The sequence below is a fragment of the Klebsiella sp. CD33 genome (assembly GCF_051992865.1).
Lineage (GTDB): Bacteria > Pseudomonadota > Gammaproteobacteria > Enterobacterales > Enterobacteriaceae > Klebsiella > Klebsiella pneumoniae.
This window is the reverse complement of record NZ_CP197023.1, coordinates 1,917,600-1,936,632: the sequence shown is the minus strand read 5'-3', so window position 1 is coordinate 1,936,632 and position 19,033 is coordinate 1,917,600. Positions and strand designations below refer to the sequence as shown.

18 protein-coding genes and 2 pseudogenes are annotated in these 19,033 nt (G+C 56.4%); 9 read left to right on the top strand and 11 right to left on the bottom strand.

The window, feature by feature from the left end:
- Positions 1 to 61: 61 nt before the first annotated feature.
- The 5 genes and pseudogenes from ftsI to mgrB form a co-directional block, all read right to left on the bottom strand.
- Entirely contained in the window at positions 62 to 1,810 is a 1,749-nt protein-coding gene (ftsI, locus tag ACR809_RS09615; protein ID WP_122051205.1) for a peptidoglycan glycosyltransferase FtsI, read from the bottom strand.
- A gap of 187 nt (positions 1,811 to 1,997) precedes the next feature.
- Complete coding sequence (cspE, locus tag ACR809_RS09610) at positions 1,998 to 2,207, bottom strand: transcription antiterminator/RNA stability regulator CspE (protein WP_001062678.1); 210 nt, start codon at positions 2,205 to 2,207, stop codon at positions 1,998 to 2,000.
- 85 nt (positions 2,208 to 2,292) lie between these two features.
- Positions 2,293 to 2,364: pseudogene (locus ACR809_RS09605) on the bottom strand (DUF2627 domain-containing protein); the annotation flags it as partial.
- 590 nt (positions 2,365 to 2,954) lie between these two features.
- Complete coding sequence (locus ACR809_RS09600; RefSeq protein ID WP_002911374.1) at positions 2,955 to 3,245, bottom strand: YebO family protein; 291 nt, start codon at positions 3,243 to 3,245, stop codon at positions 2,955 to 2,957.
- 74 nt (positions 3,246 to 3,319) lie between these two features.
- Positions 3,320 to 3,463, bottom strand: coding sequence for a PhoP/PhoQ regulator MgrB (gene mgrB, locus ACR809_RS09595; protein ID WP_002911375.1), 144 nt, complete (start codon positions 3,461 to 3,463; stop codon positions 3,320 to 3,322).
- A gap of 159 nt (positions 3,464 to 3,622) precedes the next feature.
- Between mgrB and ACR809_RS09590 the strand changes: the two genes are divergently transcribed.
- Positions 3,623 to 3,862 (top strand): YobH family protein, encoded by a 240-nt coding sequence (locus tag ACR809_RS09590; RefSeq protein WP_004145533.1) that lies wholly within the window; start codon positions 3,623 to 3,625, stop codon positions 3,860 to 3,862.
- A gap of 56 nt (positions 3,863 to 3,918) precedes the next feature.
- On the opposite strand, the gene kdgR is transcribed toward ACR809_RS09590, so the two are convergent.
- Positions 3,919 to 4,710: a DNA-binding transcriptional regulator KdgR gene (gene kdgR / locus ACR809_RS09585; protein WP_002911378.1), complete on the bottom strand. Its 792-nt coding sequence runs from the start codon at positions 4,708 to 4,710 to the stop codon at positions 3,919 to 3,921.
- Positions 4,711 to 4,887: 177 nt separating this feature from the next.
- On the opposite strand from kdgR, the gene ACR809_RS09580 reads away from it, so the two are divergent.
- Entirely contained in the window at positions 4,888 to 6,258 is a 1,371-nt protein-coding gene (locus ACR809_RS09580; protein ID WP_002911379.1) for an MFS transporter, read from the top strand.
- A 65-nt stretch (positions 6,259 to 6,323) separates the two neighbouring features.
- Here the strand turns inward: ACR809_RS09580 and htpX are convergent, their stop codons facing one another.
- The 4 genes and pseudogenes from htpX to ACR809_RS09560 form a co-directional block, all read right to left on the bottom strand.
- Positions 6,324 to 7,208: a protease HtpX gene (gene htpX, locus ACR809_RS09575; RefSeq protein WP_002911381.1), complete on the bottom strand. Its 885-nt coding sequence runs from the start codon at positions 7,206 to 7,208 to the stop codon at positions 6,324 to 6,326.
- A 235-nt stretch (positions 7,209 to 7,443) separates the two neighbouring features.
- Entirely contained in the window at positions 7,444 to 9,492 is a 2,049-nt protein-coding gene (gene prc / locus ACR809_RS09570; protein ID WP_004145536.1) for a carboxy terminal-processing peptidase, read from the bottom strand.
- A gap of 19 nt (positions 9,493 to 9,511) precedes the next feature.
- Positions 9,512 to 10,189, bottom strand: coding sequence for an RNA chaperone ProQ (proQ, locus tag ACR809_RS09565; protein WP_002911385.1), 678 nt, complete (start codon positions 10,187 to 10,189; stop codon positions 9,512 to 9,514).
- Positions 10,190 to 10,270: 81 nt separating this feature from the next.
- Positions 10,271 to 10,784 (bottom strand): annotated as a pseudogene (locus tag ACR809_RS09560) (GAF domain-containing protein).
- 132 nt (positions 10,785 to 10,916) lie between these two features.
- Here ACR809_RS09560 and yebS point away from each other — a divergent pair.
- The 5 genes from yebS to ACR809_RS09535 all read left to right on the top strand — a co-directional run bounded on the left by yebS (position 10,917) and on the right by ACR809_RS09535 (position 17,003).
- A complete protein-coding gene (gene yebS / locus ACR809_RS09555; RefSeq protein WP_002911387.1) occupies positions 10,917 to 12,200 on the top strand; it encodes a membrane integrity lipid transport subunit YebS in 1,284 nt (427 codons plus the stop codon).
- On the top strand, positions 12,169 to 14,802 hold the full coding sequence (locus ACR809_RS09550; RefSeq protein ID WP_002911388.1) for a PqiB family protein: 2,634 nt from the start codon (positions 12,169 to 12,171) through the stop codon (positions 14,800 to 14,802). Before yebS ends, ACR809_RS09550 begins: the two co-directional genes overlap by 32 nt.
- A gap of 123 nt (positions 14,803 to 14,925) precedes the next feature.
- Positions 14,926 to 16,359, top strand: coding sequence for a 16S rRNA (cytosine(1407)-C(5))-methyltransferase RsmF (gene rsmF, locus ACR809_RS09545; protein WP_004148845.1), 1,434 nt, complete (start codon positions 14,926 to 14,928; stop codon positions 16,357 to 16,359).
- A 115-nt stretch (positions 16,360 to 16,474) separates the two neighbouring features.
- On the top strand, positions 16,475 to 16,714 hold the full coding sequence (locus ACR809_RS09540) for a YebV family protein (RefSeq protein WP_002911393.1): 240 nt from the start codon (positions 16,475 to 16,477) through the stop codon (positions 16,712 to 16,714).
- Between the two features lie 97 nt (positions 16,715 to 16,811).
- Positions 16,812 to 17,003 (top strand): YebW family protein, encoded by a 192-nt coding sequence (locus ACR809_RS09535; protein ID WP_002911395.1) that lies wholly within the window; start codon positions 16,812 to 16,814, stop codon positions 17,001 to 17,003.
- Here ACR809_RS09535 and pphA read toward each other — a convergent pair.
- Positions 17,000 to 17,653: a protein-serine/threonine phosphatase gene (pphA, locus tag ACR809_RS09530; RefSeq protein ID WP_122051203.1), complete on the bottom strand. Its 654-nt coding sequence runs from the start codon at positions 17,651 to 17,653 to the stop codon at positions 17,000 to 17,002. The two genes, ACR809_RS09535 and pphA, sit on opposite strands and share 4 nt — an antisense overlap.
- A 156-nt stretch (positions 17,654 to 17,809) precedes the next feature.
- Here pphA and ACR809_RS09525 point away from each other — a divergent pair, with 156 nt between their 5' ends.
- Positions 17,810 to 18,778 (top strand): VirK/YbjX family protein, encoded by a 969-nt coding sequence (locus tag ACR809_RS09525; RefSeq protein WP_004151446.1) that lies wholly within the window; start codon positions 17,810 to 17,812, stop codon positions 18,776 to 18,778.
- A gap of 104 nt (positions 18,779 to 18,882) precedes the next feature.
- Positions 18,883 to 19,026 carry an Ecr family regulatory small membrane protein gene (locus ACR809_RS09520; protein ID WP_002911398.1) on the top strand — a complete coding sequence of 48 codons (144 nt, stop codon included), beginning with the start codon at positions 18,883 to 18,885 and terminating at the stop codon, positions 19,024 to 19,026.
- Positions 19,027 to 19,033: the final 7 nt, after the last annotated feature.

Below are 19,033 nucleotides of genomic sequence, written 5' to 3'. Positions count from 1 at the left end.
GACGGCTCCGGTGTTGCTGAAAGGGCGAAAGTGTAGCGCTATTCGCCCCTGCAGACCACTGTTACAGCGCCGGCCCCTGTGGGTGGCTATCGTGCATTACGATCAGATTCTCCGCCCCTTGCGGCATGCCGTCCGGCATGACGTTCTCCAGCCGCAGGACATCGCCCATGATCTGGCTGAAGACCGGCGCGGACACAGCGCCGCCGTAATAGGAACCATTGCTCGGATCGTTCATCACCACCACCAGCGCGAACTGTGGTCGACTGGCGGGCGCCACGCCGGCGGTATAGGCCACATACTTATCGATATATTTGCCGTCCGGGCCGATTTTCTTCGCCGTGCCGGTTTTTACCGCCACCCGGTAGTCGCGTACCGCCGCTTTGGTACCGCCCCCGCCCGGGAGCGCCACGCTCTCCATCATATGTTCCACGCTATGCACAATACTCTCCGGCATCACCCGCGTGCCCATCACCGGCGGATCGATGCGGGTAATCGACAGTGGTCGCGCAATGCCGAAGCCGCCGATGGTGGCGTAGACGTGGGCGAGCTGGAGCGGGGTGACCATCAAACCATAGCCGAAGGCGAAGGTGGCGCGATCCAGTTGCCCCCAGTAGCGGCGATGCGGCATCAGCCCGGCGCTTTCGCCGGTCAACCCCAGCCCCGTCGGTTCGCCGAAGCCGAAAGCTTTATAGGTATCGATCAGATGCTGCACCGGCATGGCGAGCGAGAGGTGGGACACGCCGGTATCGCTGGATTTCTGCAGGATCCCGGTCAGGCTCAGCTCCGGATAATAGCCCACATCGCGAATACGATGGCCATCGAGGACGAACGGATGGGTATCCACCACGCTGTCTGGCTGGACAATCCCCTGCTGCAGCGCAGTCATGATCACCAGCGGTTTGACCGTCGACCCGGGCTCGAAGGTGTCGCTGATGGCCCGGTTGCGAAAATCATCCAGCGTCGCGCTATCGCGATTGTTCGGATTGAAGTCCGGATAGCTGGCCATCGCCAGGATCTCGCCGGTATCAATTTTGATCAATACCGCCGCCCCGGACTCTGCTTTGTTCCAGCGGACGGCGTTGTCGAGGGCGTCTTCCGTCACCGTCTGCAGGCGTTCATCAATACTCAGCTGCAGATTATGCGCCAGTACCGGCGGCACTTCGGTAATGTTCTCAATGACATTACCATGTTTATCTTTACGCACCAGACGTCGCCCGGGTTTACCGGTCAACTGGGCGTTAAAGCTTTTCTCCACCCCTTCGATGCCCTGATTATCAACATTGGTAAAGCCCAGCAGATTGGCAGCCACGTGGCCCGCCGGGTAGAACCGTCGCGATTCATCGCGCAGGTAGACGCCCGGCAGATGCAGTTTATCAATCCACTCTGCCTGCTCGGGATTGATCTGACGCGCCAGATAGAGAAAGCGAGCGTGGGGATGACTCTGTACCCGCTGGGCCAGCTCTCCGAGGTTGAGGTGCAGCGCTTCGGCCATCGCCTGCCAGCGGGGTCCATAGCCCACACCGCCCTTCTCCATAGTGGTCTGCGGGTCGATCCAGATAGCACTGACCGGAACGCTCACCGCCAGCGGCCGTCCTTCCCGGTCGCTGATCATCCCCCGCTCAACCGCTACGGGTTCTTCGCGCAGGGAGCGCATATCTTCTTGTTTTACCAGGTTATCGGGGGAGATAATTTGTAGCCAGCCCACGCGGACCAGCAGCAGCCCCAGACAACCGAGAATGGCCACACACAGTAACCCGAAGCGAATCGGGGTGAAACTGGCGGCGGACTTCGTTTTTTTCTTTAGCACCATAGCTCCGGCATTGTTTTGCAACCAACTGATTTAACAGAAAATTAGCAAAACAGACTGCTACACAATGCTAATAAAGATGAGTATTTGCAACAAGACGCGACGGGAGGGGGAAAAATGACATGCTTTGCAATAAAAATGCAAAAGCCCCGCGCAGGCGAGGCTTTTATACAAGAAGAGTGGTCTTGTATCAGATAGCAGTTACGTTAACTGCAGCCGGACCTTTCTGGCCGTCCTGAATTTCGAACTCAACGTTCTGGCCTTCAGCCAGAGTTTTGAAGCCGTTACCCTGGATAGCGGAGAAGTGTACGAACACGTCTTTGCTGCCATCAGCCGGAGTAATGAAACCAAAACCTTTAGACTCGTTGAACCACTTAACTTGACCTTTAATCTTTGCCATTTGCAAAATTCCTTAGACTGTTTTCTTCGCCTGCTGGCGTTTACCTAGATAAAACTGACACATAACTGCATGAGGCACTAATTTAAGGTTCGGCAGAGAAGCGGTATTCAACGACAACGTGTTTACTCAGGACTTCTTTACTGAAAATGCCACACATAAACAGAACTGTACCTCGTTTAACCCGAAACGTGTTATCACACACTACGTAAATAATGGCAAGCCATTTTTAAACGTGTCTCGATCGTTCGCACAAATTATAAGGTAATCATTTGATCGCCTGCACATTTATGCGTCTTTGCCGCCCCTGGCAAGGCGCTACAGCATCAGCCAATATCGCCCATTCGTTGCCTCATTACTGCAACTTTTTTACCATAGCTCAACAACTTCGCTTCGTCCAGGTATGTCCGTACACGAACTGCTGTGATGTAAGCGTCTGGTGGGCAACGGTGAATATTGATGCGCATAATTTGTTATAACTCCAGACTAAAAATCGCTAAGCCGTGCCAGTGTAGTGATAATAAAACCTGTTAGTCGTCACGCTAAAAATAGTGCTAATTCTGCACCTTAATAATGAAAAAAAGATGACAGTGTCACGTTACCCAACAATAAACGCGGCGAGAATGACTTTATTTACAGCGTGTAATAAAGAGGATATTGCACTAAGAAAGGAATAATGGAATAAGAATAAGATATTACCGCCCGCTATCATGCAGGTGCGCATCTTATGATGCACACCTGTCGGGTACCTTAACGTTCAGCTACCAGGCGGATAAACTCATCCTCCCCTTTCGCCTTGCCGGCGACGGTCGGCTCAGCCACATCCTCTTTCTCTGGCGCATTAGCTTCGCACAGGCGACGTAACAGCGCATTCTGCCGCTTTTGCTGATCCAGCAGCGCTTGCAGCAGCTCTATCTGCTCATTCGCCCGCGAACTGGCGCGGTTGACGAAGAACCATAACAACAGACCGACAAGCAGCAGCGCCACGGACACAGCCAGCGATGCCAGATTTAAAATCCCAGGATTTAGTAACTCACTCATTTCACCACCTCAAAGAGAAGGCGTTCATTCTACCACCCGCGGCGCAGAAGGAAATCAGTCGGCAGAAAAATGTCTTACCACGGAATAAATTTATTAATAGTGCAAATGCCGCTGAAAAACTGAACATCCTGGTCGCACATTACGTTAAGCATCTGAGTCCACAGCAACAGGCAGCCTGCTATGATGACTATCAGTAAAACCCACCGTAATTTTTTCACTCCACTCTCCGCATCAGTACGCAATGTCGCCAGGATAGCACGGCCTTCTTAAACCGCGGCTAACTGTATTACGAAAGGTAAGTTTAGGAATCATCGACTTGTTTCAAAACGTGTTCGTGTCAAAATCACGCCAGGTATCATACAAATAATGAGGCATCAATGCGATTAATCATTCGTACTATTATCTTGGTGGCTATCTTATGGATTGGCGTATTATTGAGCGGTTATGGGGTGTTATTCCACAGTGAGGAAAACGTCGGCGGTCTGGGTCTTAAGTGCCAATACCTCACCGCCCGCGGAGTCAGCACCGCACTTTATGTTCATTCCGACAGCGGAGTGATCGGCGTCAGCAGTTGCCCTCTGCTGCGTAAAAGCACAACCGTGGTTGATAACGGCTAACATCGAACCGGCGATCGCGACGTAGCGCCGCGGTCGCCAACCCGGTATCCGCCGCCTCAGAACGGATAGTCGTTGTATCCCATTTGTTCAGAAATCTTACGCGCCGCCTGGTGGAGCATCGCCACGTATTCATGCAAGCGTTCTTCAGAGAAACGTAGCGTTGGGAAAGAGATGCTCAGCCCGGCGATGACCACGCCGAAACGGTCAAACACCGGCACGCCAATGCAGCGCAGCCCCTCTTCCTGTTCCTCATTATCCTCGCCATAGCCCTGCTCGCGAACGCCATCCAGCACTTTTAGCAACTCCTCGGTGCTGGTAATGGTCCGCTCGGTGCTGCGCTTATACTCCACGCCGTCGAGGATCTGCTCCACTTCGCTACGATCGCGCCATGCCAGCAGCACCTTGCCAATCGCGGTACTGTACAGCGGGTTGCGGCGGCCAATACGCGAGTACATCCGCAGGTTATACATCGAGTCAATTTTATGGATGTAGACGATACTGTCTTCATCCAGCGCCCCAAGATGGATGGTCTCTTTCGTCAGTCGCGAAAGTTCGCGCATCTGAATATCGGCGCTGCGCACCAGGTCGACGTTCTGCAGCGCGCGCGCGCCCAGTTCGAACAGCTTGAGGGTGAGAGAGTATTTCTCAGACTCTCCTTCCTGTGCCACATAGCCCAGTGATTTCATGGTCTGTAAAAAGCGATAAACGGTGCTTTTCGACATCATGACGCGCTGGGACAGTTCGGTAATGCCAATTTCACGCTCTTCACCCAGCGCCTGTAGGATGCCGAAAACCTTCAATACCGAAGAGACAGAATCTGGCTGTTTATCCAAATCTGCACCTGCCATTTATCACCTCGTCGTAACTGTTTTATAAAAATTAGAACCGGTTTTTATTATAAATTCGCCGCCTCTGAGCCGCAATCATTCTTCTGCCACTTCGTTACAAATCTGCGACATACTGCGAATTAATCAATGCTAAACTCATCATTCAAAAAACCGTTTCATTTAAGACTCATATTCACCATGGATAAAAATTCTTCTGATGGCGTGCCGTTGCCGCAACGCTATGGCGCCATTCTGACCATCGTGCTTGGGCTGACCATGGCCGTGCTCGACGGGGCTATCGCCAACGTCGCGCTGCCGACTATCGCCAGCGATCTCAACGCCTCACCGGCGGCTTCAATCTGGATCGTTAACGCCTACCAAATCGCCATTGTCATCGCCCTGCTGCCGCTCTCCTTCCTCGGCGACATGGTCGGCTATCGGCGTATCTATAAGATAGGCCTGGTGGTGTTTATCTTTACCTCGCTGGCCTGCGCGCTGTCGCGTAGCCTCGAAATGCTAACCTTCGCCCGCGTCGCGCAGGGATTGGGCGGCGCCGCGCTGATGAGCGTCAACACCGCGCTGATCCGTCTGATTTATCCGCAGCGCTTTCTTGGTCGCGGCATGGGCATTAACTCCTTTGTCGTTGCCGTCTCTTCGGCGGCCGGCCCGACTATCGCCGCAGCGATCCTCTCCCTCGCCTCATGGCAATGGCTGTTTTTAATTAACGTGCCTCTCGGCATCGTCGCCTTTGTTCTGGCCATGCGCTTTCTACCGCCCAACAGCGCGCGCAGCAAAATCATCCGCTTTGATCTGCCGAGCGCCATTATGAACGCCCTTACCTTCGGGCTGCTAATCACCGCCCTGAGCGGTTTCGCCCAGGGGCAGTCCACTCAGCTGGTGCTGGCGGAGGTCGCCGCTATGCTGGTGGTGGGGTTCTTCTTCGTTCGCCGCCAGCTCACGATGCCCGTCCCCCTGCTGCCGGTCGACCTGCTGCGTATCCCACTCTTCTCTCTCTCTATCTGCACTTCCATCTGCTCCTTCTGCGCGCAGATGCTGGCGATGGTCTCCCTGCCCTTTTTTCTGCAGTCGATGATGGGGCGCAGCGAAGTGGAGACCGGTCTGCTGCTAACGCCTTGGCCGTTAGCGACCATGGTGATGGCGCCGCTGGCCGGCTATTTGATCGAGAAATGTCATGCCGGGCTGCTGGGGGCTATCGGTTTGCTGATTATGGCCTGCGGCCTGTTCGGCCTGGCGCTGCTGCCCTCGTCGCCCTCCGATCTGGATATCATCTGGCGCATGGCGCTGTGCGGCGCCGGCTTCGGGCTGTTTCAGTCGCCGAACAACCATACCATCGTCGCCTCGGCTCCGAGCCATCGTAGCGGCGGCGCCAGCGGCATGCTGGGCACCGCTCGCCTGCTCGGACAGAGCACCGGCGCGGCGCTGGTGGCGCTGCTATTCAATTTGCTCGGTAACAACGGCACCCACACCGCCCTGCTGCTGGCCGGCACCCTGGCTATCGTCGCCGCGCTAATTAGCGGTCTGCGGGTCACTCAGCCGCGCGCAGCCTGACGGACGGTAAAAAAAATCCGCAGCTTGCGGGCTGCGGATTGTCGTTTTCAGCGTCAGAAGATGGATTATTTCAGATATTCACCGCTACGCAGGGCTTCAATACGCTTATCCAGCGGCGGGTGAGTCATAAACAGTTCGCTCATGGATTTCGCTTTACCGTTAATGCAGAACGCCATCATGCTGCTGGCTTCCTGCGGCTCATAGCTGGTTTTCAGACGCTGCAGGGCTGCAATCATCTTCTCGCGGCCTACCAGACGCGCCGAGCCGGCGTCAGCATGGAACTCACGGTAACGCGAGAACCACATGGTGATTATGCTGGCCAGAATACCGAACACCAGCTCAAGCACCGTGGCGACCGCGAAGTAGATCAGCGGGTTGCCATTGCTGCTCTCCCCTTCATCTTCCCGGTTGCCGCCGAGGAAACCGGCCGCAATCTGCGCGATAACGCGGGAGATAAAGATAACGAAGGTGTTCACCACCCCCTGGATCAGGGTCATGGTAACCATATCGCCATTGGCGATGTGGCTGATTTCATGGGCAATGACCGCTTCCGCTTCATCACGGCTCATGTTTTGCAACAGCCCGGTGCTGACGGCGACCAGCGAGGCGTCACGACGCGCGCCGGTGGCGAAGGCGTTAATGTCAGGCGCGTGATAGATAGCTACCTGCGGCATGGCAATACCTACCTGCTGCGCCTGCTGCGCAACGGTATTCATCAGCCAGCGTTCCGTTTCGTTGCGCGGCTGCTCGATCACTTCCCCACCCACTGACTTCAGCGCCATCCACTTCGACATCATCAGCGAAACGATAGAACCACCGAAGCCGAACAGCAGGGCCATAATCAGAAGACCGGTCATGCTGCTGGATTGGATCCCCGTGAGGCTTAACACCAGCCCGAACACGACCATCACTGCCAGGTTCGTCAGCAGGAAAAGCGCGATTCGCATCATAATTTTCTTTTTACCTCAATTTAACAAAACGCACTATGCGATTACCCACATCGTATGGGTCAGGCTGCAATTTTCAACCATCAGCCCCCGCTAAGTCACGATAAAAACACAACTTTACATTTTGTAGCATCTTGCTGACAGCGGCAGCGCAGGTTGACATTTTGTTAGATAAGCTGAATGGCGATGACAACGCGCACAAAAAAAACGGGCACCTCTCAGGGTGCCCGTTAGCAACTTATTTGCTGGCCGGCGGTTCCACTGCCGGGCGCGCTTTCTCCAGATGCGCCAGGTCTACCGCGATATGGACCGTTTCATCAAGATACGGATCCGGCTCCTGGTAATCCTTCGGCAGATCGTCCAGTTTTTTCAGCGGCGGCTTGCCTTCGCGTTTCAGGCGATCGTTAATCCGCGCCAGACGAATCGCATCATCTTCTTCGTTCTCTTTCTCACGCTGGGCGTAGTTCAGAGAGACGATGTTACGTTTGTCCTTCATCGCGTTATAACGGGCAATATCCTTCATGATGTACTGGAATTCAGGATCCTGCGCAATACGCTCGTCGTGGCGCTTGAGCAGCTCCGGTCCAAACGGGGTCAGATCCCCGGACTTCACATAGGTGGCCGCGTTGATGCTATCCCACGGCAGCGCGTTGTCTTCATACTGCTCGCCGGTTTCGCGATCTTCATTGCCGGTTGGCATCATGATATCCGGCGTCACGCCTTTGCGCTGCGTACTGCCGCCGTTAATACGATAGAACTTCTGGATGGTGTACTGGACGGAACCCAACGCCGGCCACTCCGGACGCAGCATTTGATCGTAAATACGATTCAACGAGCGATACTGCTGTACCGTCCCTTTACCGAAGGTCGGTTCGCCAACGATCAGCGCGCGGCCATAGTCCTGCATCGCTGCGGCGAAGATCTCAGACGCCGAGGCGCTAAAGCGGTCAACCAGCACCACCAGCGGCCCTTTGTAATAAACCACGCCATCGTTGTCGCTGTCTTCGCGCACTTTGCCATTATTATCCCGCACCTGCACCACCGGACCGGACGGAATAAACAGACCCGAGAGCGATACCGCCTCTGTCAGCGCTCCGCCGCCGTTGCTGCGCAGGTCAATGATGATGCTGCTGACGTTCTGTTTTTCCAGCTTCTGCAGCTGCACTTTCACGTCATCGGTCAGGCCAACGTAAAAGCCTGGAATATCCAGCACGCCGACTTTTTCTTTCCCGACGGTTTTCACCGACATCTTCACCGCACGGTCTTCCAGACGAATGCGCTCGCGGGTCAGCGTTACAATACGCGTCTTGGCTCCTTTACCGGCCGGCAGGATTTCAAGACGAACCTTGCTGCCCTTCGGCCCTTTAATCAGCGCCACGACGTCATCCAGACGCCAGCCGATGACATCAACCATCGACTTCCCGGTCTGGCCAACGCCAACGATGCGATCGCCGACGCTGATCGCTTTGCTTTTCGCGGCTGGACCGCCCGCCACCAGCGAATTAATGACGGTATAGTCATCATCCATCTGCAGCACGGCGCCGATCCCCTCGAGTGAGAGGCTCATTTCGGTGTTGAACTGCTCGGTATTACGCGGCGACAGATAATTTGTGTGCGGATCGATTTCGCGAGCGAAGGCGGTCATCGCCAGCGAGAAGACATCTTCGCTGTTGGTTTGCGCCAGGCGACGGATAGCAAACTTATAGCGACGGGTTAAGGTGTCGCGGATCTCTTTATCGTCTTTACCCGCCAGCTTCAGGCTTAACTGGTCAAACTTAACCTTAGCGTCCCACAGCTTGTTCAGCTCGGCCTCGTCTTTTGGCCACGGCGCTTTGGAGCGGTCAAGATTGAAATTATCATTGCCGGTAAAGTCCATCGGACGTTCAAGCACCTTCAGCGCATACTGATAGCGCTCGAAGCGGCGCTGCTGCCCCAGGTTGTAGAGGTCGTAAAAGACATCCAGTTTCCCGCTGCGCAGCTCATCGCCAATTTGGTCTTTTTTAGCCGCAAACTTCGCCACATCGCTGGCCAGCAGCACATTGTGGCTGTAGTCCAGCAGGTTCAGATAACGGTCAAAAATCTTTGCCGAGAAGGCGTTGTCGAGATCAAACTGACGGTAATGAGAGCGGGTAAAGCGCGACGTCACGCGCTCGCTTACCGTCGCGTGCTGCGGCTCTTCTTTCAGCACGGGGATTTGATCTGCGCGGGTTATGTCATCAACAGCGAATGCATGGCCTGCTATTGCCAGCAGGCCCGCAAGCGCGGTGATTTTAAAAAATGTGTTCATGCCTGGCCCGGCCTCCGTTTCAGAACACCAGGTGTTCTGCGCGTACAATCATTGACATACCAGAAGTCAGCTGTACACGAACGCCATCTTTGGTGATTTCCAGAACGGTGGCGTCCATGGCGTTATTGCCTGCTTTTACCTTCAGCGCCTGGCCGACGGTCAGAACGGAAACATCCGATACCGGAGTAAGACGCTCTTCACGCGGGGCTTTGGCCGCAACAGGACGCGGTTTACGCTGTTCAGCGCCTTCTTTACGACGCGGCTGCTGAGGACGCGGTTTACGCTCGCGGCGAACGCCTTCATCCTGCTGGCCTGCGGCCGCAGCGGCTTCGCGTTTTTTCGCCTGCTGGGCTGCGCGCTGCGCCTGAACGCGAGCTTTCGCTTCTTCCAGCTGCTGACGCGCATGGGCAATGTGCTGCTCTTCCAGTTCGCCGCACGGATTGCCATCCAGGTCAACGCGAATAGCGCCGGCTTTTACGCCGTACAGATAACGCCAGCTGGACGTGTAGAGACGTAATGCAGCGCGAAGCTGGGTCTTGCTGAGATTCATCTCACCACCCACTCGCTCAACGAGATCCTGAAAAATTCCGATTTTCAGGGGGCGCGCTTCACCTTCAGCGCTAAAGCACTGCGGGAAACGTTCGGCCAGAAAGGCGATAACTTCTTTACTGCTATTCAACTTAGGTTGATTTTCCATGAAATTTCCTGATTACAACGGACGTAGCCAACAAGCCGCAGGCATGAACAGGCGACATTATAATGACGTCCTCGCTAAATGCTACGTTATCCGTTGATTATCCCACGACACGGGTAAAGATTTTTTGATAATCCGTGGCCGCAATGAGTTTTTCCAGATGCTCGACCAGCGTGCGCAACCCCTGCTCATCTTCAGCGGTGAAGCGCCCGTAAGCCGGACTATCGATATCCAGCACGCCGATAATCTGGCCATTCACGCGCAGAGGGAAGACAATTTCCGAATTACTGGCGGCATCGCAGGCAATGTGGCCGTCAAAGGCGTGGACGTCCTCGACGCGCTGGACCTGAGCCTGCGCCACCGCCGCGCCGCATACGCCTCGCCCGACCGGGATCCGCACGCAGGCCAGTTTGCCCTGGAACGGTCCCAACACCAGGGTATCGCCTTCCAGAAGGTAGAAACCGGCCCAGTTGACCTCGCTCAGCCGCTCGAACAGCAGCGCGCTGGTATTGGCGATCATCGCCAGAAAACTGGTTTCACCTGCCATTAATGCCTGGAAATCGCGGTTCAGATCCGCGTAAAATTCTGTTTTGCTCATTATATCTTCACTTTGTTGTCTTACTGCCTGATACGTACAGCCTACTAAAATAAGCATTAAATGCGCTTGGGCTCAAGATGAATTCATTCATAGGTTAAGATAGTGAGATACATTCATTCCTGTACGTAATAAATGCCGATAAAAACACCCACCCTCAAACCTGCGAAAAAGATGGTCGTGCATACCGTCAGCACGCCGCTTCCCTATGCGCATTATCAGCGCTGTACGCAGTGTGACATGCTCTTCCGCTTACCGGTGCTCAAACGCAACCAAAGCGCCTGGTGTCCGCGCTGTAACGCGAAGGTGCGCGATGGTCGCGACTGGTCGCTGACCCGCCTGGGCAGCATGGCCCTCGCGATGCTATTGCTCATGCCTTTCGCCTGGTCTGAACCTCTGCTGCGCCTGCATCTGTTGGGCGTACGCATCGACGCCAACGTCCTGCAGGGGATCTGGCAGATGACCGCGCAGGGCGATCCGATTACCGCCGCCATGGTGCTGTTTTGCGCGGTGGTCGCCCCGGTGCTGCTGGTGGTCTCCATCAGCTATCTCTGGCTGGGCAATGTGCTGGGGATGAACCTGCGGCCGGTGCTGCTGATGCTCGGCAAGCTTAAAGAGTGGGTGATGCTGGATATCTATCTGGTGGGCATCGGCGTCGCCTCCATCAAGGTGCAGGATTACGCCTTCCTGCAGCCGGGCATCGGTCTGGTGGCGTTTATCTCCCTGACGTTGTTGAGCATCCTGACGCTTATTCATATGAACGTCGAAGAGCTATGGGAGCGTTTCTATCCCGAGCGTCCGGCGACCCGCGCCGATAATAATCTGCAGGTGTGCACCGGCTGCCATTACACCGGCTATCGCGACGCGCGCGGCCGCTGCCGACGCTGCCACACGCCGCTGCATCATCGCCGACCGCAGAGCCTGCAGCGCAGCTGGGCGGCGCTGATTGCCTCGCTGGTTTTCCTCTTTCCGGCCAACCTGTTGCCAATCTCCATCATCTACGTCAACGGCGCGCGCCAGGACGACACGATCCTCTCGGGGATCATCTCCCTGGCCAGCAGCAATATCGCCATTGCCGGGGTCGTGTTTATCGCCAGTATTTTGGTGCCATTCACCAAAGTTATAGTGTTATTTACCCTGCTGCTCAGCATACAATTCAAGTGCGAGCAGGGATTGCGCACCCGCATCCTGCTGCTGCGGCTAATCACCTGGATTGGCCGTTGGTCGATGCTGGATCTGTTTGTTATCTCACTCACCATGTCGCTAATAAATCGCGATCAGCTCCTCGCCTTCACCATGGGGCCGGCTGCGGTTTACTTTGGCGGCGCGGTAATTTTAACTATTCTTGCAGTTGAATGGCTGGACAGCCGCTTACTTTGGGACGCACATGAGTCAGGAAACGCCCGCTTCGCAGACTGAAGCCAGAATAAAAACCAAACGCCGTATTTCGCCATTCTGGCTGCTGCCGGTCATCGCGTTGCTGATTGCCGCCTGGCTAATCTGGACCAGCTTTGACGATCGCGGATCGACGATTACGATTGATTTCCAGTCCGCGAACGGCATCGTGCCGGGACGGACGCCGATCCGCTATCAGGGGGTTGAAGTCGGCACCGTCCAGGATATTAGCCTCAGTAAAGATCTGAGTAAGATTGAGGTTTCGGCCAGCATCAAACGCGATATGAAAGATGCGCTGCGCAAAGAGACCCAGTTCTGGCTGGTCACGCCGAAAGCCTCTCTGGCCGGCGTATCGGGCCTCGATGCGCTGGTGGGCGGGAACTACATCGGCATGATGCCGGGCAAGGGTGAACCCGAAGATCACTTTGTCGCCCTTGACACCCAACCTAAATACCGCATCAACAACGGCGAGCTAATGATCCACCTGCAGGCGCCGGATCTTGGCTCTCTGAACAGCGGCTCGCTGGTCTACTTCCGAAAAATCCCGGTCGGGCGGGTGTATGACTATTCCCTGAATGCCAATAATCAGGGGGTGACCATCGATGTGCTAATTGAGCGCCGGTTTACCAATCTGGTGAAAAAAGGCAGCCGCTTCTGGAACGTCTCAGGCGTCAAGGCCGACGTCGGCCTGAGCGGGGCCAAAGTGCAACTGGAGAACCTGTCCGCGCTGGTGAACGGCGCCATCGCCTTTGACTCCCCCGCCGATTCGCATGTCGCCTCGCAAAACGATGAATATCACCTGTATGAAGATCTGGCGCATAGCCAGCGCGGCGTGGTAGTGACCCTCGATCTGCCTGATGGCGATGGACTGAAAGCGGGCTCGACGCCGCTCATGTATCAGGGGCTGGAGGTGGGCCAGTTAAGCAAACTGAATCTAAACCCCGGCGGCAAAGTTACTGGCGAGATGACCGTCGACCCGAGCGTGGTGACGCTGCTGCGAGAGAAAACGCTGATTCAGATGAAGAAGCCGAAGCTCTCCCTCGATAACCCCAGCATTAGCACCCTGCTCACCGGCAATACCTTTGAGCTGGTGCCCGGCGAAGGCGAGCCACGCAATCACTTCTCGGTAATGCCGGCGGATAAAGCGCTGCTGGATGAGCCCAACGTCGCCACCGTTACCCTCTCGGCGCCGGAGAGCTACGGCATCGACGGCGGTCAGCCGCTGGTGCTGCACGGAGTAAAAGTCGGCCAGGTGCTGGAGCGTAAACTGACGGCCAAAGGGGTAACCTTTCAGGTTGCCATTGACCCTGAATACCGCGATCTAATTCACGGCGACAGCAAATTTGTGGTTAACAGTCGTCTGGACGTCAAAGTGGGGCTCGACGGCGTGCAGGTGCTGGGCGCCAGCGCCAGCGAATGGGTGAACGGCGGGATCAGGGTGATCCCCGGCGAAAAAGGCAAAATGCAAAGCAGCTATCCGCTGTACGCTAACCTTGAAAAGGCGCAGGAAAATAGCCTGAGCGAAGTGCCGACCACTACCCTGAGCCTGTCTGCTGAGACGCTGCCTGACGTTCAGGCCGGCTCGGTGGTGCTGTATCGTAAATTCGCCGTCGGCGAGATCATCGCCGTCAAACCGCGCAAGGATGCATTCGATATCGATCTGCATATCAAGCCGGAGTACCGCTACCTGCTGACCAACAACAGCGTCTTCTGGGCGGAAGGCGGTGCGAAGGTCAAGCTTGACGGTAACGGACTCACCGTGCAGGCCTCGCCGCTGGCGCGCGCGATCAAAGGGGCGATCAGTTTCGATAACCTCAATGGCAGCAGCGCCGGAGCACGGCTGAATAACAAACGTATCCTTTATGCATCTGAAACGGCGGCGCGCGCCGTGGGCGGCCAAATCACCCTGCACGCGTACGACGCCGGGAAGATGGCGGCCGGGATGCCGATTCGTTATCTCGGCATCGACATCGGTCAAATCCAGTCGCTGGAGCTAATCACCGCCAAAAACGAAGTGCAGGCGAAAGCGGTGCTCTATCCGGAATACGTCGGCACCTTCGCCCGCGCCGGGACCCGCTTCTCGGTGATCACTCCGCAAATCTCCGCCGCGGGCGTGGAACATCTCGACACCCTGTTCCAGGCCTACATCAACGTTGAGCCCGGCCGCGGCCCGGCGCGACGCGATTTTGAGATCCAGGATACGACGATCAGCGATTCGCGTTATATCGACGGCCTGAACATCGTGGTGGAAGCGCCGGAGGCGGGGTCGCTTGGCATCGGTACGCCGGTCCTGTTCCGCGGACTGGAAGTCGGGACGGTTACCGGACTGTCGCTGGGGTCGATGTCTGACCGGGTGATGGTTAAGCTGCGCATCAGTAAGCGCTACCAGTACCTGGTACGTAATAACTCGGTGTTCTGGCTGGCCTCGGGTTATAGCCTCGACTTCGGCCTGATTGGCGGGGTGGTGAAAACCGGTACCTTCAATCAGTTTATCCGCGGCGGGATCGCCTTTGCCACGCCGCCGGGCACGCCGCTGGCGCCGAAGGCCCAGGATGGCAAGCACTTCCTGCTGCAGGAGAGCGAGCCGAAAGAGTGGCGGGAGTGGGGCACCGCTCTGCCGCAGTAATGCCCCCTTCTCCCGCCCCGGGCAACGCCGGGCGCGGGGAAAGGATAAACCGCACGCCCCGGTGTCACGCGCCGGGGCGTTTGTGCTAAACTGCGCACCCTTTTTTTCTGTGGTGCGCTGCCCGTGGCTGAAAATACTGTCTATTTCCCTGAAGCGTTTCTCGCTCAAATGCGCGCGGCGATGCCAGCGCATCTCTCTTTCGACGACTTTATCGCCGCCTGTCAGCGCCCGCTACGCCGCAGTATTCGCGTCAATACGCTGAAGATTAGCGTCGATGATTTCCTCTCTCTGGTTGCCCCCTACGGCTGGCAGCTCGCGCCGGTGCCCTGGTGCGCAGAGGGATTCTGGATCGAGCGAGAGGATGACGACGCGCTGCCGCTGGGCAGTACCGCCGAACATCTCAGCGGGCTGTTCTATATTCAGGAAGCCAGTTCGATGCTGCCGGTCGCCGCCCTGTTCGCCGATAACCGGCAGCCCGAACGGGTGATGGACGTTGCCGCCGCCCCGGGATCGAAAACCACCCAAATTGCAGCCCGAATGGGCAACGCGGGCGGCATTCTCGCCAATGAATTCTCCGCCAGCCGGGTGAAGGTGCTGCATGCCAACATCAGCCGCTGCGGCATCAGCAACGTCGCTCTGACCCACTTCGACGGCCGGGTTTTTGGCGCGGCCTTGCCCGAAACCTTCGATGCCATCCTGCTTGACGCCCCCTGCTCCGGCGAAGGGGTTGTACGTAAAGACGCCGACGCGCTGAAAAACTGGTCGCCGGAGAGCAACCTCGACATCGCCGCCACTCAGCGCGAGCTTATCGACAGCGCCTTCCATGCTCTGCGCCCTGGCGGGACGCTGGTGTATTCCACCTGCACCCTGAATCGTGAAGAAAATCAATCGGTCATTGAGTGGCTGCTGTCCCGCTATCCGCAGGCGGTGGAGATCCTGCCGCTGGGAGAGTTGTTTCCCGGCGCAGCCGACGCCTTAACCGCGGAAGGTTTTCTGCACGTTTTTCCGCAAATTTACGATTGCGAAGGCTTCTTTGTCGCGAGGTTGCGCAAAACTGCGGCGATCGATCCGCTCCCGGCGCCAGGCTATAAGGTCGGTAAATTCCCGTTTACGCCGCTGAAAGACCGGGAGGCCGCCGCGGTAACTGCCGCCGCCAGGGCTGTTGGCCTGGAGTGGGACGCAGGCCATACGCTGTGGCAGCGGGATAAAGAGCTGTGGCTGTTTCCGCTGGCTTTGGAGCCCCTGTTCGGCAAGGTGCGCTTTTCTCGCATCGGCGTGCGCCTGGCGGAGCTGCACAATAAGGGGTACCGCTGGCAGCATGAGGCGGTTATCGCCTTTGCCGCTCCGCAGCGCGCCTTCGAGCTGTCGCAGGAGGAAGCGGAGGAATGGTATCGCGGGCGCGACGTCTATCCGCAAACCGCGCCTGGGCAGGATGAAACCATTGTGACCTTCCAGGGCGTCCCGCTGGGCCTGGCGAAGCGCGTCGGCTCCCGACTGAAGAACAGCTATCCGCGCGAACTGGTGCGCGATGGAAAACTTTTTGCCGGCAAGGTGTGAGCCCGCGCAAAAAATGCGCACTTTTTGACTGGCGCTTTTCGCCCCATTGACTACGCTGAAAAATAACGGCCATAACTGGTCGTACCACAACTCAGCTGAAAAATGGGGTGAAGCGATGAGTAAAACCAATGTCCGCATCGGCGCGTTCGAAATAGACGATGCCGAACTGCACGGTGAGCATCAGGGTGAGCGAACGTTAAGCATACCCTGCAAATCCGATCCAGACTTATGTATGCAGCTTGACGCCTGGGATGCCGACACCAGCGTGCCCGCGATTCTCAATGGCGAACATTCCGTTCTCTACCGTAAACATTACGACCGCCAGTCCGATGCCTGGGTCATGCGCCTTGCCTGACACCAATGAACCCGTCGCCTGAGACGGGTTATTTATTTCCCCGTCCCGCCGTCATCCCCTACACTAAATAGTATGTGAACCCGAGCATGAGGCCAGGATGTTTGCCTTAGTGTTGTTTATTTGCTATCTGGATGGCGGCTGCGAGGACATTGTGGTTGACGTCTACCGCGAGGAAACGCAGTGCTTAGTGGCGATGGAGGATCAGCGGATCCGCCACGGTGGCTGCTACCCGATAGAAGATTTTATTGATGGCTTCTGGCAACCCGCCAGCGAATACAGCGACTTTTAGCCTGCCGACTGCAGCGCCACCAGCGTCAGCATCCCACCAAACACAGCGCCCGTATCAATATAGTGTTGATTATCGTGGTCATAACGCGCCTGAAGCGGCGTATGGCCAAACCAGAAATGGTCTGCGCCGGCAATAGCGCTATGGCGCCCCGCCAGGTGTTCACTCAAACGATGGCGGCTCCATAGTACCCGTTGGGGATCCACCGGCTGCTGCCAGCGATAGACCGGCGCCGGGTAATCGGCGTGGGCGATCACATGCCGCGCTTTCCCGCATTCCACTTCAATAATCAACGGTAGCCGCCGACAGTGCGCCAGCAGCCGATCGACGTCGGCCCGCTGCCGCGCATCGCCCTTGACGTACCAGTCGCCACCGTTCATCTGCCAGAGCCGCATATCTCCGCTCTCCAGCGCCTCCAGCGCCATCTGCTCATGATTCCCCCGAACGGTCCTGAACCAGCGACAGCGCAACAGGCCAAGACAATCGGCGCTCTGCGGCCCGCGATCGATCAGATCGCCCACCGAGATCAGCAGATCGGCCCAGGGATCAAAGCGCAGCTGACGCAGGCGATTCATCAGCAGCGCAAAGCAGCCATGCAGATCGCCCACCAGCCAGATATTACGCCAGTCGCTGCCGTTAATACGTTGATACATATAATTACCTCTCAGCGGTAATTATAGGTAATTCCAGCAAAGGTCCACGGAATTTAATTTACACCTCAATCAATTTTAAACAGACGGCAAATATAGTCCGCCAGAGGATTAAGCTTGTCAGTGGCTCGCTTTAAAATAGGGGGAAATCACAACGAGGTGTTTATCGTGACAGACAATAGCCTGCATTCATCTGGCGTGCTAGCGCCGCGCTCGCATCTTATTGCCGATCTGGTGATGGGCAGATTGACACCTGCCCCCATCTGGCGGCAAAAAAATTACCGCTTTAAGTTTTTGCTGCGCACGGCCTTATTTTATAACGCCACCAGAGCGATGCTGGAAGCGCTCAGCGCTCGGGATGATTTTAATCAGCTGCTGGCCGCACAGGCTACGCTGCCGGGCAAAGTACACCGTCAATATCTGACCCGCGATCTCAACGCCTGGCAGCGGGCGGTGGCGGTAATCAACCATTATCGCTATATCGACACCCTACGCGGATCGCGGCTGGCGCACGCTATGACCGCGGTGTCTGAGGTCCCGCTGCTGACGTTAAACGGAAAAGAGGACCGCCGGTTTACTCTTTATGCCTCCTCGGCAGGCAAAGCCGAACGTGAGGGTGAAACCACTCTGTGGCTGCGCGACAGCGACCACACCCTGCTGGCCAGCGCCACCTTCAGCGTAACCCGTGATCACGATGCCTGGCAGCTGGTTATCGGCGGTCTGCAGGGGCCACGACGTCACGTTTCTCATGAGGTGATTAAGCAGGCGACTCGCGCCTGCTACGGCCTGTTTCCGAAGCGCCTGCTGCTGGAGTTTATCTGGCAGCTGGCCGCGCGCAGCCAAATCGCGGCTATTTACGGCGTCAGCGATAATGGTCACGTGTTCCGCGCCCTGCGCTATCGCCTGAGCAAAGGCCGCCATTTCCACGCCAGCTACGACGAGTTCTGGCAGTCTATCGACGGCCAGCCAGAAAGCCCCTGGCGCTGGCGGCTACCGCTATGTCTGGAAAGAAAATCGCTGGAGAGTATCGCCAGTAAAAAACGGGCTGAATATCGGCGGCGATTCCAGCTGCTGGATCAGCTGACGGAGCAGGTGGCAATATTGACGCAGCGGCATGCCGGTGACTAAATTGCGCTGTCGGTGAAGCCGAATTACAACATGGCGTTTGCTTATTATGTCAATATTTCGCTACTATCAGGGTCCCCGAAGGCCACCGGATAGTCGCTTGCATAATGAGTAAAACCGAAATTTTTCTGCTGATTATTCTGGCGGTCATTCTGCTCGGGAGCATATGGTTTATTTTCAGCGATGAAATTTGGCTATTGCTCTGCTATCTGGAAAGCCAGATATACCCTACATTCAGCGTTCCGCAATAATATTTTC

Bases quoted from the DNA above. Each gene is read 5' to 3' on its own strand.
- ftsI (WP_122051205.1), bottom strand. From the start codon at position 1,810: ATGGTGCTAAAGAAAAAAACGAAGTCCGCCGCCAGTTTCACCCCGATT.
- cspE (WP_001062678.1), bottom strand. From the start codon at position 2,207: ATGGCAAAGATTAAAGGTCAAGTTAAGTGGTTCAACGAGTCTAAAGGT.
- ACR809_RS09600 (WP_002911374.1), bottom strand. From the start codon at position 3,245: ATGAGTGAGTTACTAAATCCTGGGATTTTAAATCTGGCATCGCTGGCT.
- ACR809_RS09590 (WP_004145533.1), top strand. From the start codon at position 3,623: ATGCGATTAATCATTCGTACTATTATCTTGGTGGCTATCTTATGGATT.
- kdgR (WP_002911378.1), bottom strand. From the start codon at position 4,710: ATGGCAGGTGCAGATTTGGATAAACAGCCAGATTCTGTCTCTTCGGTA.
- ACR809_RS09580 (WP_002911379.1), top strand. From the start codon at position 4,888: ATGGATAAAAATTCTTCTGATGGCGTGCCGTTGCCGCAACGCTATGGC.
- htpX (WP_002911381.1), bottom strand. From the start codon at position 7,208: ATGATGCGAATCGCGCTTTTCCTGCTGACGAACCTGGCAGTGATGGTC.
- prc (WP_004145536.1), bottom strand. From the start codon at position 9,492: ATGAACACATTTTTTAAAATCACCGCGCTTGCGGGCCTGCTGGCAATA.
- proQ (WP_002911385.1), bottom strand. From the start codon at position 10,189: ATGGAAAATCAACCTAAGTTGAATAGCAGTAAAGAAGTTATCGCCTTT.
- yebS (WP_002911387.1), top strand. From the start codon at position 10,917: ATGCCGATAAAAACACCCACCCTCAAACCTGCGAAAAAGATGGTCGTG.
- ACR809_RS09550 (WP_002911388.1), top strand. From the start codon at position 12,169: ATGAGTCAGGAAACGCCCGCTTCGCAGACTGAAGCCAGAATAAAAACC.
- ACR809_RS09540 (WP_002911393.1), top strand. From the start codon at position 16,475: ATGAGTAAAACCAATGTCCGCATCGGCGCGTTCGAAATAGACGATGCC.
- ACR809_RS09535 (WP_002911395.1), top strand. From the start codon at position 16,812: ATGTTTGCCTTAGTGTTGTTTATTTGCTATCTGGATGGCGGCTGCGAG.
- pphA (WP_122051203.1), bottom strand. From the start codon at position 17,653: ATGTATCAACGTATTAACGGCAGCGACTGGCGTAATATCTGGCTGGTG.
- ACR809_RS09520 (WP_002911398.1), top strand. From the start codon at position 18,883: ATGAGTAAAACCGAAATTTTTCTGCTGATTATTCTGGCGGTCATTCTG.